This window comes from Cyclobacterium sp. SOCE241 (assembly GCF_056867545.1).
In genome coordinates, this window is the sequence record NZ_CP149779.1 from 5,158,934 (window position 1) to 5,173,207 (window position 14,274).

Annotated in this window: 12 protein-coding genes and 2 pseudogenes; 10 read left to right on the forward strand and 4 right to left on the reverse strand. The window is 37.5% G+C overall.

Going from position 1 to position 14,274, the window contains the following annotated elements:
* Positions 1 to 16: 16 nt before the first annotated feature.
* The 6 genes and pseudogenes from WG932_RS26255 (at position 17) to WG932_RS26280 (ending at position 3,526) form a co-directional block, all read left to right on the forward strand.
* Positions 17 to 433, forward strand: coding sequence for a YkvA family protein (locus WG932_RS26255; RefSeq protein ID WP_014020684.1), 417 nt, complete (start codon positions 17 to 19; stop codon positions 431 to 433).
* Positions 430 to 1,152, forward strand: coding sequence for a Rossmann-fold NAD(P)-binding domain-containing protein (locus WG932_RS26260; RefSeq protein ID WP_014020685.1), 723 nt, complete (start codon positions 430 to 432; stop codon positions 1,150 to 1,152). Before WG932_RS26255 ends, WG932_RS26260 begins: the two co-directional genes overlap by 4 nt.
* Positions 1,149 to 1,601: a D-aminoacyl-tRNA deacylase gene (gene dtd / locus WG932_RS26265; protein ID WP_014020686.1), complete on the forward strand. Its 453-nt coding sequence runs from the start codon at positions 1,149 to 1,151 to the stop codon at positions 1,599 to 1,601. Before WG932_RS26260 ends, dtd begins: the two co-directional genes overlap by 4 nt.
* Positions 1,602 to 1,686: 85 nt before the next feature.
* Positions 1,687 to 2,760, forward strand: coding sequence for an ATP-binding cassette domain-containing protein (locus tag WG932_RS26270; protein ID WP_483085902.1), 1,074 nt, complete (start codon positions 1,687 to 1,689; stop codon positions 2,758 to 2,760).
* A 5-nt stretch (positions 2,761 to 2,765) separates the two neighbouring features.
* The gene (locus WG932_RS26275) at positions 2,766 to 3,191 is read left to right on the forward strand and encodes an ATP-binding cassette domain-containing protein (protein WP_483085903.1); all 426 of its coding nucleotides are present in this window, start codon (positions 2,766 to 2,768) and stop codon (positions 3,189 to 3,191) included.
* Positions 3,192 to 3,197: 6 nt separating this feature from the next.
* Positions 3,198 to 3,526: pseudogene (locus WG932_RS26280) on the forward strand (nucleotide pyrophosphohydrolase).
* 32 nt (positions 3,527 to 3,558) lie between these two features.
* Here WG932_RS26280 and WG932_RS26285 read toward each other — a convergent pair.
* Positions 3,559 to 4,353 carry an MOSC domain-containing protein gene (locus WG932_RS26285; protein WP_483085904.1) on the reverse strand — a complete coding sequence of 265 codons (795 nt, stop codon included), beginning with the start codon at positions 4,351 to 4,353 and terminating at the stop codon, positions 3,559 to 3,561.
* 195 nt (positions 4,354 to 4,548) lie between these two features.
* On the opposite strand from WG932_RS26285, the gene dnaK reads away from it, so the two are divergent.
* The 4 genes from dnaK (at position 4,549) to WG932_RS26305 (ending at position 10,064) form a co-directional block, all read left to right on the forward strand.
* Positions 4,549 to 6,468, forward strand: coding sequence for a molecular chaperone DnaK (gene dnaK / locus WG932_RS26290; protein ID WP_014020690.1), 1,920 nt, complete (start codon positions 4,549 to 4,551; stop codon positions 6,466 to 6,468).
* Between the two features lie 261 nt (positions 6,469 to 6,729).
* Entirely contained in the window at positions 6,730 to 7,104 is a 375-nt protein-coding gene (locus WG932_RS26295) for a co-chaperone GroES (RefSeq protein WP_014020692.1), read from the forward strand.
* A gap of 483 nt (positions 7,105 to 7,587) precedes the next feature.
* The gene (locus WG932_RS26300) at positions 7,588 to 8,136 is read left to right on the forward strand and encodes a hypothetical protein (RefSeq protein ID WP_483085905.1); all 549 of its coding nucleotides are present in this window, start codon (positions 7,588 to 7,590) and stop codon (positions 8,134 to 8,136) included.
* Positions 8,133 to 10,064, forward strand: a complete 1,932-nt coding sequence (locus WG932_RS26305) for a PAS domain-containing sensor histidine kinase (protein WP_483085906.1) — start codon at positions 8,133 to 8,135, stop codon at positions 10,062 to 10,064. The genes WG932_RS26300 and WG932_RS26305 overlap by 4 nt, the downstream gene beginning before the upstream one ends.
* A gap of 97 nt (positions 10,065 to 10,161) precedes the next feature.
* Here the strand turns inward: WG932_RS26305 and WG932_RS26310 are convergent, their stop codons facing one another.
* From WG932_RS26310 to hemB, 3 genes and pseudogenes are all read right to left on the reverse strand, one after another.
* Positions 10,162 to 11,331 carry a porin gene (locus WG932_RS26310; RefSeq protein ID WP_014020696.1) on the reverse strand — a complete coding sequence of 390 codons (1,170 nt, stop codon included), beginning with the start codon at positions 11,329 to 11,331 and terminating at the stop codon, positions 10,162 to 10,164.
* A gap of 117 nt (positions 11,332 to 11,448) precedes the next feature.
* Positions 11,449 to 12,746, reverse strand: a pseudogene (locus WG932_RS26315) (ammonium transporter).
* Between the two features lie 497 nt (positions 12,747 to 13,243).
* The gene (gene hemB, locus WG932_RS26320) at positions 13,244 to 14,212 is read right to left on the reverse strand and encodes a porphobilinogen synthase (protein ID WP_149393436.1); all 969 of its coding nucleotides are present in this window, start codon (positions 14,210 to 14,212) and stop codon (positions 13,244 to 13,246) included.
* Positions 14,213 to 14,274: the final 62 nt, after the last annotated feature.

The following is a 14,274-nucleotide window of genomic DNA, read 5'->3' on the forward strand; positions in this document are numbered from 1 at the left end:
AATGTAACGAATACTTATGGATAGTTATTCTTCAGGTCAAAACCTTTTTGAGAAGGTCAAAGCCATCTACTTAAACAGGGCAGAGCATATTGCAGGAACAGAGAAAAAACTAAAAGCCTTACTAGTAAAAGTTAACCAAAAATGGCAAGAGCTTTCTCAAAACCCTACTTTTGCGCAGGTCAAATTTCAGATAGAGATATTTATTAGAATGATAAAAGCTCATCTGAATAAAAAATATGCAGGTTTATCCAATAGGTCTTTAGGACTAATAGTCTTAGGGCTATTTTATTTTGCCTTACCTACTGACTTGGTGCCGGATTTTATACCGTTTGTAGGCTATGTAGATGACATCACTGTATTACTGGCTATTTTTAAAAGCATTCAATCTGATATTGAGAAGTTTCTAGATTGGGAAAAAAATCAAGACCTATGAGTCGTATCGCATTCGTGTCAGGAGCTTCTGGACTGATAGGTATTCAGTTGTTACATCAACTTTTTAAAAATGAGTCTTTTGATTGGGTGATTTCCTTTGGTAGAAGGGAGTTGGCATTCAAGCACCAAAAGTTGGTTCAGGTAAAGGTTGATTTCGGTCAGTTGGACAAAGTGGACCTGATAAATGAAGTAAGGAATCAAAATATGGGAGGAGATAAACAATCTCTCATCAAAGGTTTGTCAGAAAAAGCGACTACAATCTGTGCCTTTAGTTCATTGGGGACTACCATCAAAAAAGCCGGTTCCAAAGAAAGCTTTTACCGTATTGATCATGATTTTGTGGTTTCATTTGCAAGGTTTTCCTTACAGAATGGCGCCAAAAGATTTTTGTATGTCAGTGCTTTAGGTGCAGATGCTCAGTCATCCATTTTCTATAATAAAGTCAAAGGAGAGGTAGAAAATGACCTTAAAAGAATGGACTTTGATTACGTGGGTATTTTCCAACCTTCTCTATTATTGGGAGAAAGGAAGGAAAGTAGGCCTGGTGAAGAAATAGGGAAAGTGCTGATGAAATTTGTAGCATTTTTTGGGCTATTCAAGAAGTATAAGCCTATTTATGACCACCAAGTTGCTAAAGCCATGGTGCAAAAGGCTTTAAATATTAAAATGACAGGAAATGAGACCATCCCCTCGTCCGAAATGCATAAAATGACACAATGATTGTAGTTTTACAAAGAGTAAAAGAAGCATCAGTAAGTATAACAGGTAAAGATAAGGCTGCTATTGGATCAGGAATATTGGTCTTACTTGGTATTGAATCTGCCGATAATCTTGAAGATATTTCTTGGCTATGCAGGAAAATAGTAAATATGAGAATATTTGCCGATGACGAAGGGGTGATGAACAAAAGTGTGCTGGAAACAAAAGGAGAGGTATTGGTAGTAAGTCAATTTACACTTCATGCAAGTACCAAAAAAGGTAACAGACCCTCTTATATAAAGGCTGCTAAGCCAGAAATAGCCATTCCACTATATGAAGATTTTGTGAAGGAAATATCCGGTCTATTAGGTAAAACTGTTCCGACCGGTGAGTTTGGAGCAGATATGCAGGTTTCCTTAGTAAATGATGGTCCGGTTACCATTATTTTAGATTCTAAAAATAAAGTTTAATTCACAGCCCCTTATTTGAGGTAAAGATTTGTACCAGCAAATCCATTCTGATATTTTTGTCCACATTGGGGTTAATGGCTATTCAATGAAAAAAGAAGAGGTTTTCTTTAAAATTAATGATGCGACAATTCAGTCGTTTGGAAAGACGGTATTTAAAGGGCTAAGTTTTACCGTTGAAAATGGAGAGTCTTGGGCCATTATTGGGCAGTCCGGGAAAGAACGCACATTGTTTTTAGAGACTATATTAGGAAGGACAAGTTTAGTGGATGGTAGCATAAGCTGGCCTTTTGCTAGGGAATACCAAGAAAGACAACGCAAGCTTGGTTTGATCAACAGTTATAGAGATTTGATTGCCTTGGTGTCTCAGAAATACACCTTTAGAAATAAATCTAGCCAACAAAACTTTTATTACCAGCAACGGTTCAATAGTGCTGAATCTGAAGATACAGCCACGGTAGATGCGTTCTTGAGAAGTGTTGAAATTAAAAGAAAAGGCCTTTGGGATATAGCTGAAGTTGTTCATTTATTTGGGCTGGAGAAATTAAGAAATAAATCACTAATCAAACTTTCTAACGGGGAAACCAGAAAATTGGCGATGGCAGAAGCATTGATGAAAAACCCGAAGCTCCTGTTAATTGACATGCCATTGGTAGGTTTAGATGTACAGACAAGGGAGCGTTTTGAGGGGATACTCATGGCCATACAAGAATCAGGAATTCAGATCATCATGACCTCATCTGCCAACGAGGTACCTTTATCTGTTGACAAAATTGCTTGGATAGGTGGAGGAAGGCTATCAATTGTTGATGATAGAGATAGTCTTATACCATTAGAAAACGAGACCAATTCTCAATTTAATCTTAAACCTGAAGTTTTTCAAGGGTTGCTAAAGAGGAATTTCCTTGCTAATTCAACTCGAGTGATCATAAATATGCATGATGTCACTGTCAAATACGGAGATAAAAAATTGCTTGACAATGTTTCTTGGAAAGTTTTACCCGGAGAGAAATGGCTTATAAAAGGGCATAATGGGGCAGGGAAATCAACGCTTATCAGTTTGGTGCTTGGAGAAAATCCTCAGGCATATGCCAATGACATTGTGCTTTTTGATAAAAAAGAGGTACCGGTGAAAGCATTTGGGATATCAAACGGCCCATAGGTTTTGTGTCGGCGGAGTTGGCAAGGTACTTTCCTGTAAACCAAACTTGTAAAAAAGTGGTGGCCTCTGGTTTATTTGATACCATGGGTTTGTTTAAAAAATTAAATAAAGACCAGGAAATATTGGTAAATCGGTGGATGGAGGCTTTTCAGCTTTCCCATTTAAGTGAGCTTAGGTTAACCCAAATTAGCCTGGAAGAGCAACGTTTCTGTCTCTTGGCTAGAGCAATGATCAAGTCACCAACACTACTGGTTTTAGATGAAGCTTCTCAAGGAATGGATGAAGAACAAAGAAATAGGTTCAAGGCTACCATAGAATATTTTTGTGATGAAACAGACTTGACCATGTTGTTTATAAGTCATTATGAAGAGGATATTCCAAAAAATATTAATAAAACAATTGAGCTAGCCTTAGGAAAAACGATTCAATAAAATATCATGACCATAGAAGAAGCACAGCAAAAAGTAGATGAATGGATAAAGACTACAGGGGTTCGTTATTTCAGTGAATTAACAAATATGGCCATTTTGACCGAGGAGGTGGGAGAGGTGGCAAGGGTCATTTCCCGAAAATATGGTGAACAATCATTTAAGGAAAGTGACAAAGAGGTAGATTTGGGAGATGAAATGGCCGATGTTTTATGGGTTTTGCTCTGTTTAGCCAACCAAACGGGTGTGGACCTGACAAAGGCCTTTGAGAAAAATTTTGAAAAAAGAATACCCGGGACATAGACAGGCATAAAAACAATGACAAGCTTAAATCATAGCAATGGTCAAGAAATTTGCACGATGGGACCACTTACAAAGCCTTTACTTCATCACCTACGGAAATTTTTCCGTTATTTAATGCGATAAGGTTTTGTCCAAAAAGGATTTTCTCATCGACCTTCCTGTATTTTGCCAATGTCTTCAATGGTTCTTTACCTTTTGTGGCGGTGTCTTGATCGATTGTAGTCATCACACATCTTGCGCAGGGTTTGGTGACCTGGAAAAACACTTCGCCAATTTGGATTTTATCCCACGAATCTTCTAGGAAAGGTTTGCCTCCTGTAAATACAATATTGGGTCGAAACCTATTCATGGGTACTGGAATCTCCATGCGATCATTTAAATCTTCTAATGAGGCCTCTCCGATGATTAGATAGGGCATACTGTCTGCAAAGCTGACGTATTCATTGTTTACTTTATATTTATTTTCAATAAACCTCTTACTACTCAGGTCCATTTTTAATAATTGGCAACTTATTTTAAGCTGTGCGGAAAACCAAGTGTCGGCTTCGGATGATACATGTAAAGCCTCAATAGGGTCATTCCAGACTTGGCTTTTAATTATTTTACCGGAGCTTTGACTGTAAGGAATCTCTATTCCGTTTTGCGGATTAGATTGATGGTAAACATATAGGCTGTTTTCTCGAATTTCTGTATAAAACAATGCCATTTCGGGCATGGTTCGTTGGGTAAGGAATTTCCCGTTTTCATCCACCAGCATCCAATTTCTGTCAAATTGGAAACCTGAAGTTTCTACAATGGCATCTGTTAAATTTATTCCTCCTAGGGATTTGATGGGGAAGATGTTGATTTGAGAGACTTTCATTCTAAATAATTGATTGACTTATCTTGTAAATATCGACTTCTTTTGCGGTAAAACGATGAGAAATATTGACATTTTTAGAGTTAACCTGTCACGATTTATGACAATGTGGCATTAATTTTTTGAATATTTCACTTGGCACATTGGTTGTTAGAATAGTTTTGTGTTTAAAACGAAAACGACAAAATATATATAATTATGGGAAAAATTATCGGTATTGATTTGGGTACCACCAACTCATGTGTCGCTGTAATGGAAGGGAATGAGCCTGTTGTCATTCAGAACAGTGAAGGAAGAAGGACTACACCTTCAATAGTGGCATTTTTGGACAATGGAAATGGAGAGAGAAAGGTTGGAGATCCGGCTAAACGTCAAGCGATTACCAATCCTGCAAATACAATTTCTTCTGTTAAGAGATTTATGGGAAAGAAATTTTCTGAAATTTCTGAAGATAAAAAACATGCTTCTTATAAAGTAGAAAAAGGACCTAATGACACTGTAGCAGTTAAAATTGGTGACAGGTCCTACACTGCACAGGAGCTTTCGGCAATGATTTTACAAAAAATGAAATCTACTGCTGAAGATTTCTTGGGTCAGGAGGTTTCAGAAGCGGTAATTACTGTTCCTGCTTACTTTAATGATTCTGAGAGGCAAGCAACCAAAGAGGCGGGTCAAATTGCCGGGCTTGATGTGAAGCGTATCATCAACGAACCTACCGCAGCAGCCCTTGCTTATGGGCTTGACAAGAAAAATGCCGACATGAAGATTGCTGTGTTCGATCTTGGTGGAGGTACTTTTGATATCTCTGTGTTAGAACTAGGTGATGGTGTATTTGAAGTTAAATCTACTAACGGTGATGTTCACCTTGGGGGCGATGACTTTGACCAAGTAATCATTGATTGGCTAGCAGCGGAGTTTAAAGCTGAAGAAGATATTGATCTTAAAAATGATCCAATGGCCCTTCAGCGATTAAAAGAAGCGGCTGAGAAGGCTAAAATCGAACTTTCTAGTTCTTCTGCTACAGAAATTAACTTGCCTTACATTACAGCCACACAGACAGGGCCTAAGCACTTGGTTAGAAGTCTTTCGAGAGCGAAATTCGAGCAACTTTCAGATAGTCTTGTGAAAAGATCTATGGAGCCTGTTCGAAAAGCAATGGCCGATGCTTCCTTGTCTCCATCTGATATTGATGAAGTTATACTTGTTGGAGGGTCAACTAGAATCCCTAAAATTCAAGAGGAAGTAGAGAAGTATTTTGGTAAAAAACCTTCAAAAGGTGTAAACCCTGATGAGGTTGTTGCTATTGGTGCTGCCATCCAAGGAGGTGTGCTTACCGGTGAAGTCAAAGATGTATTGTTACTTGATGTAACACCACTATCATTGGGTATTGAAACCATGGGAGGAGTGTTCACCAAGTTAATTGAATCTAACTCCACCATACCTACCAAAAAATCTGAAGTATTTTCAACAGCTGCAGACAATCAGCCTGCGGTAGATATTCATGTACTTCAGGGGGAAAGGTCAATGGCTAAAGATAACAGGACTATCGGTAGGTTCCAGTTGTCTGATATACCACCATCCCCAAGAGGAGTACCTCAAATTGAGGTAACATTTGATATAGATGCCAATGGTATCCTTAATGTTTCTGCCAAAGACAAAGGCACTGGTAAGGAGCAAAAAATTAAAATTGAAGCATCTTCCGGCTTGACTGAAGAAGAAATCGAAAGAATGAAGAAAGAAGCTGAAGCAAATGCTGCTACAGATAAGGAGGAGAAAGAAAAAATCGATAAAATCAATCAGGCGGACAGTTTAATTTTTCAGACAGAAAAACAACTGAAAGAATTCGGAGATAAATTGTCTGAAGGAAATAAAACAGCTGTTAACGGAGCATTGGAACAATTGAAAGCCGCTCACCAAAGTCAAGATTTAGCGGCTATTGATTCTGGAATGGAAGCCTTGAATACTGCTTGGAGCGCCGCTTCTCAAGAAATGTACAGTCAAACTCAAGGTGCTGAAGGAGCTGCCGGTCAGCCGGGACCTGATGCTGCTGCAGATGATGCGGGAGATGGCGTCTCAGATGTGGATTATGAAGAAGTAAACGAAGAAGATAAGAAATAATAAATTTCCATTTCTTTATTTAAATTTCTTGTAATGGTGTCCCTGAATGTCAGGGATGCCATTATTTTTAAAGGGGTTGATGAATCAATCCTTTTAAATTGAATAGTGAAAGATGAAATCGGAATGTAGGCTAATTCAAGTTGACCAAAAATTCTCATTAAGAGATTGGTTTAATATTGTGAGGCTAATTTTTTCGTACATCTGCATTATAAAAGTTTTGTGCTTAGCAAAGGTTAAGTCCTAATATAATTTAAAAACGGTATGCAGTTAACATCTGAAAATAAACTTAAAAATTTGATTATAGTTGGTGATCGGCTACTTATTAAATTGAAGAAGCCCAACCAAAAAACATCAAGTGGACTTTATCTGCCTCCCGGGGTACAGGAAAAAGAAAAAGTCCAACAAGGGTATATCATTAAGGCTGGTCCGGGATATCCCATTCCATTGCCTGTTGAAAATGATGAGCCATGGAAAGATCCAAGTGAGGAAGTAAAATATATCCCTTTACAGGCCAAGGAAGGAGATTTAGCCGTTTTCTTATTGAATGGAGCTTATGAGGTGATGTACGAAGGAGAAAAGTATTATATCGTTCCTCAAAGTGCAATATTGATGTTGGAACGAGAAGAAGAACTGTGATTGGAGGTGTCAAAAATTTTAAGTATTAAAGTGAGCTTGCTTATTGTAGGTTCACTTTTTTTAACAATTGAAGCCAATATTGAGTTTTATTAATTAAAGAGATATTAATAGAAATTATTTTCTGGTTTCATCGTTGTGTTCATTGATTGTTTTTATGTATTTTGTTTTTTATTTTGAGTTTTGCATATAAATAATTAATTTTATTGTGTTTTAAACTAGATTTATTGTAGTTTAATTAGGTGGTTGTCAGGGGGTGGCAATTTTATTTAAATCGAATCTTGATCACCAAAGTTTCAGGTGGCTATTGTTTATTTTGGCTTTAATAATAGTTTTTTTCAGAATTTAAAAATAGAAAATGATTATTTCATCTTCTTTGGAAAGTATTAAAAGTACTGAGTTGTTTAATTTTTTGCAAGCCCATTTTAGTGATGGCATGCTTGTTCTTGAAAAAAAGAGCAGTGGTCTTGTGAATGCGATGATTCCTTGATAGACACCCTTGGGTTTTCAACCCTTGGTAAACCTTTTCCCGGTCTATTTGATTTGATGAGAAATGCTGATAAATCTGCCTTTATAGATTTCTTGGAAAGAGGAATTCAGGCAAAGGCAGGAGAGATACTTAGTAATAGATTAGTAGTTCAATCGGCACAAGGGAGATTATTGACTTTAAAATTAAGTGGCTTTGTCGCAAAAAGTTCTGAAAACAAAAAATCAATTAGGTTAATCTTTTTTGTGGAGGATCAAACAGAGAGAATTGATAGAGAGAACTTTCATCACCAGTGCAATCTTAATTCAGGAATAGGGTATTGGAGTATAAATTTTAAAAAAAACAAACCTGAATGGAGTGAAGTTACCCGGTTGATTCATGAAGTCCCTGAGGACTTTGAACCTACCATGGAAGGGGCTATAGAATTTTATAAGGAAGGGTGGAGTAGGGAGGCCATAAGTAAGGCTTTTAACAAAACTATTGAGACAGGAGAACCCTTTGAGCTTGATTTAATAATTGTTACCCATACAAAAAAGAAAAATGGGTGAGAGCAGTAGGGCAAGCTGAATATGTCGACGGAAAGGTTGTCAGAGTATATGGCACTTTTCAAGATATCCATAGTAGAAAAATTGCCCAATTGAAATGGGAAGAAGAACAAAACAAATTTAAATATGCCATTCAAGGTACAAATCTTGGGACTTGGGAGTGGGATATAGAATCAGGAGCCACCATATTTAGTGAGAGATGGGCTGAAATCCTCGGTTATAAGTTGAGCGAATTGGAGCCTATTAATTTTCAAACTTGGGTGGATCTTATGGATCCTGATGATTTAAAAGTGGCCAATTCAAAACTAAAAAGCTGTTTTGAAGGGGAGTCGGAGTTTTATGACTGCGAGTTTAGGATGACTCATAAGGATGGCTCCAAGAAGTGGATCCATGCCAGGGGAAAAGTAATAGCTTGGACAGAAAATGGGGCTCCTAAATTAATGTTTGGCACTCATCAAGATATCAACCATTCCAAAACCAAAGTTCAGGAGCAGGCAATTTTAATCTCTCAGGCCCCATTGGCCATAGCCATGTTCGACAGGGAAATGAGGTATCTTGCTGTGTCCTCAAAGTGGTTATTAGATTATAATTTAGGCAATCGATCTGTAATAGGTAAATACCATTACAATATTTTTCCGGAGATAGATAATTTTTGGAAAGAAATCCATAAAGAGTGCTTGGGAGGGGCTTCCAGATCAAGTAAGGAGGATAAGTTTATAAGAAAGGATGGTACGATTCAGTGGCTCAAATGGGAAGTTAAACCCTGGTATGAGGAGACAGGTGCTATTGGAGGCGTCATTATGTACACTGAAGATTTGACCGAACATAAACTTGTAGCAGAGAAATTAAATATTTCGCTTGATGCCTTTCAAAGAAATTTTGAGAATGCAGGTATTGGTATGGCGATAGTTTCTCAGGAAGGGAAATGGCTCAATGTAAATGACAAAATTTGTCAAATGTTGGGTTATGAGAAAGATGAATTTAGAGGATTGACATTTCAGGAACTTACCCATCCGGATGATTTGGCAACAGACCTAGAGTATCTAAAAGATATCGTTGCAGGAAAACGTCAAACCTATCAAATTGAAAAAAGATACATCCATAAACAAGGATATGAGGTCTCCGCAATATTGGCAGTGTCTGTGGTAAGAGACTCAAAAAACACGATTTTATACTTTATATCTCAACTTATTGATATTTCTGCTGTTAAGCACGCAGAAAATCAAGTGTCTAAATTATTGAAAATGACTCAAAAACAGAATGAGCGTTTGAGAAATTTTGCACATATAGTTTCTCATAATTTACGTTCTCATTCTTCAGGGATGAACATGTTACTAGAGTTACTAGAATTTGAACACCCTGATTTGTTTAAAATGGAAATCATGACTTTGCTGAAAAAGGGTGCAGTAAATCTTACAGGGACGATTGAACACCTGACCGAAATTGTAAATATCAATTTAAATGAGTCTGCAAAGAAAGAACGGGTAGACCTAACCAAAATTATTAGCAAAACAATAGAAAGTATTTATCCTATTGCACAGAAAGAGGGGGTTGAGTTAATCTGTGAAGTCCCTCCGGAAACTTTTGTGGTTGGTATTTCTGCTTATGTTGAAAGTATTGTGTTAAACTTTATAACGAACGGTATTAAATATAAGTCACCTGAGAGAGATAGTTATTTGAAGATTCTTGTTGAGCCCCATGAGGACGACACTATTGGGCTTCGATTTGAAGACAACGGTTTGGGGATTGATCTTGAAAAAAATGGAGAGTCTTTGTTTGGAATGTATAAGACCTTCCACAGACATAAAGACTCAAGGGGGATAGGATTGTTTATCACTAAAAACCAAATTGAAAGTATCGGAGGGAGTGTTGAGGTAGAAAGTCAAGAAGGTGTCGGTACTACATTTAGTGTGTTTTTACAGAAAGAATAGGTTCTATTTTTATATTGTGGGGTTGAGATGGTAAACATTAAAAAAGCCATGGTGAAATTTTTCACCATGGCTTTTTTAATATTATTAGGATATGAATTTAGAATGAGAATACGCCTGCCACCAAGAATGAAGCTAAATTTTTGGAGCTTTGGTAATCATTGTTGATAAAGAAGTTGTCAGACATCATGTCTAGTCTAGTTTCTGGAATAATAGTAAAGTTATCAGAGATTTTGATGTTTCCGGATAGGGTGCCTGCCACAACTCTGCCATCACCAACACCATTTAAACCAACTACCCCATCCAGTCCGTCATTGAATACTTTGAAGTATTCTCCTCTAGCTCCAATAGAAAATTTATCAGAGGTAGCGAATTGAAGGTATCCGGCAACACCATAGAAACCATAACCATCTCCTGTGGCATCTTGAATAGAAGAACCGTTATACATTTGTCCGGCAGCAGTAGTATTATAAGTGGTGTTTAGTCCTATATACATAGATTCAGTTACATCATATCCGGCTGTAAGGTCAATTTGGAAGGTGTTTCCCATAGAGCTAGGGCCGAAAGCTGACATAGTATTCATGTCTAATTTGCCATCTTGGTCTCCATACAATAGGTTTAAATAAGTTCCTCCTGCGTCTGTAGTGTAAGCCAGTTGCCCCCCTAAAGTATATGATCCATTAAAGTTAAACTCCGTCATATCAGTTGGGTTCATTATAGCAGCCATAAAAGACCAATTGTCTGAGAGTTGAAAATCTGCTTTAAGACCGGTGTGTGAGAACGGACCATATGAAAACATGTAAGATGTAGAATAATTGAAGTTTCCTGTTGGTGAAATAACCTCGTAACCCAAATACGTGTTAAAGTTACCCATGGTAAGTGTTACTACATCACTTACATTGTAATACATGTACAGTTGGTTTACAATCTGAGAACTACCAGCCATACCTCCGGTATACATCGGAGAACCAAAAACGGCATCTTCGCCTCTTGGGCCAAATACCAAATCGGCTACAAACCCTACTTTTTCACCCTCATAAGTAGCAATTACATTGGCCATACCTAGTGCAAAGCCCGGAAGGTTTGCAAATGAAGTAGCAGGTGCTTGTGCAGCATCTCCCTTGTTGGGAGCATTAAGATTGCTTCTGAAATAAGCGTCAACAGATCCTGAAAGTGAAAATTTTGATGGTGTTTCTTGTTCCTCCTGAGCAAGAATAAATGTTACAGGAACTAAAAAAAGTACTGTTAAAATTGTAAATAATTTTTTCATCTTGTTTTTGATTAAATTTGGGAAATGGGAAAGTTTTGTAAGGATCCTGCCAGATTGATGTTTTGAAAAAATTGACAGGATCCTAAAGTTCAATGCTCTTATTTATGATTTTATGAATTATTCGTCATAAATAATGGTGTAACCTCTAATGCCATGCTCGTGGCTATCAAGTCCGGATATTTCGTGTTCTTCAGACACTCTTACACCAATGGTTTTCTTCAATACGAAGAAGATGGCAAGGGCAGAGAAGAAAGCGACTACACCACAAATGGCAATACCTGCTAATTGTGTCAATACAGAATGTTCAGGGTTGGTAGAAAAGATACCAACAGCTAACGTTCCCCATACACCGCAGGTAAGGTGTACAGATACAGCACCTACTACATCATCAAGTTTCAGTTTATCCAATAGGATGGCAGACAATACAACCAATATACCGGCGATAAATCCTACTAATAGGGCAAATATTGGATTGATAACATCTGCTCCGGCAGTGATACCAACCAGGCCAGCAAGGATTCCATTCAGAACCATACCAAGGTCAAGTCGCTTAAAGGCAATATAAGCTGCAAAAAAGCCGCCTAGTCCACCGGCGCAAGCGGCAAGGGATGTGGTAACAAGTACAAATGACACTAATCCAGGGTCTGCAGAAAGAACAGAACCTCCGTTAAAACCAAACCATCCTAACCAAAGTAAGAATACACCAATTACTGCCAAAGGAACACTAGACCCTGGTTTTTCGATGGTTTTACCATTTACATATTTACCGATACGAGGTCCTACCATGATCACACCAGCCAAAGCTCCCCAGCCACCTACTGAGTGAACCAATGTGGAGCCTGCAAAATCATAGAAACCCATGGCATCTAAGGCGCCTCCGCCCCATTTCCAGCTTCCTATGATTGGGTAAACGATTCCAACAAAGATAACTGTGAAGAATAGGTAAGCCCAAAGCTTAACTCTCTCAGCAATAGCTCCTGATACAATTGTTGCTGCAGTTGCTGCAAACATTGCCTGGAAAAGGAAATCTGTCCAGTAAGTATAGCCGGCATCAGCGTACTCAGCGCTTACGTCAACACTTCCAGGGCTAAACCAGAACATGCTCCATCCGGCGACGTCAAATCCAAACCATCCTGGTACGTCAAATCCAGGGTACATAAGAAAAAATCCAAGTAAGCCATAAGACAAAATGCCTATTATAGGAGTTACGGTGTTTTTAAAAAGATATTCACCGTGTTTTTGGCTTGACCAAAGCCAGCTTCTACACCAGCAAAGCCAAGGTGCATAATAAATACAAGTGCCGTGGCTAGCATCATCCATACATTATTTGTTGTAAGGAGATTCTGAGTGATTGCATCGGCATAGTCAATTCCACTAGAATCAACTTGTAATAAAGGAGGTAAAATGTTTTTCATAAGAAACCTAGAATTAAAGGGTTACAGGTTAAACTTTCACTTATAATTTTATTTGAAACAAATTTAGGCAATTAATAGTCAAAAAAACAACTAAAAAATCGAAGATAAGTGTAAAAATTACAAAAATCAGGTCTAAATAACACCTAAAAACAGGATTATAGCATTTAAAAATGTATAAAAGGGTTAAAAATACACCCTTTACATCTTATTTATATTAGTTTGCTATTTCAGGAATGAGTGAATTTATATTCGGTAAAATGAAATAATATTGAGGGTAAAATTCAAATGAAATAAAAAAAGCCATCACTTATTTTAAATAAGAGATGGCTTGACCATTTTTTAATGAAAGAAGATTAATTGTATTATTTCAATAATAAATTTATTTTCATTTTTTTTATAAAAATCATATAAAAATTAACTGTTAATTATCAAATGCAATTAATATTGACCTGTTTTATAATAAAAACAGAAGGATGTTAATGATTTTGTAGTGGAAATTACTTTTTCAAAAGGGCGAATTCTTTAGCGAAATAGGTAAGTATTATTTTAGCTCCTGCTCTTTTTATGCTTAGTAATGACTCCCGCATGGCTCTTTCTCCGTCTAGCCAACCATTCGCTGCAGATGCTTTGATCATCGCATATTCTCCGCTCACATTGTAAGCAGCTATTGGTAAGGGGTAATTGTCATGAAGAAGTTTGATAATATCCAAGTATGCCAATGCTGGCTTAACCATTAAGAAATCTGCCCCTTCTTCAAAGTCTAACTGCCCCTCAATTAATGCTTCTTGGCTATTGGCCGGATCCATTTGGTAGGTTTTTTTATCACCGGCTTTCGGAGCAGAGTCTAGTGCATCACGAAATGGATTGTAAAAAGCACTGGCATATTTTGCTGTATAAGACATTAATGAAACATCTTGAAAGCCATTTTTGTCAAGCAACCTTCTTAAATAACCGATTCGCCCATCCATCATGTCTGAGGGGCCTATGATATCAGCCCCTGCTCTGGCTTGTGCCAGAGTCATTTTTCCTAAAATTTCAAGGGTTTCGTCATTTAAGATTTTTCCATCATCAACCAGTCCGTCGTGCCCATCTATACTGTAAGGGTCCATGGCTACGTCCGTCATTATACATGCCTCAGGAAATGTTTGCTTGATAGTGAAGAGAGCCTTGAGGTAAAAAGTATCTTCATTATGGCTTTCAGTTGCCCAGCGATCCTTTTTGTCTTCGGGGTATGCAGGGAAAATATCGAAAGTAGTAATACCTAATTTCAAGCAACTTTCAATTTCAATTAGCATTTGATCCAAGGAATACCTGAAAATACCCGGCATGGATTTTACTGGTACTTTTTGGTTGATTCCTTCAATTAAAAATAGTGGGAGAATAAAATCTTTGACAGATAGTCTAGTTTCTTCCACCAAGGCACGTATAGCAGGGGATTTTCTATTTCTTCTTGGCCTTCTTAACATGGCTTAATAAATTTTAGGGGTGCTGTTTTGATAATGTTAATTATGTATTATGTCGCAAAGCG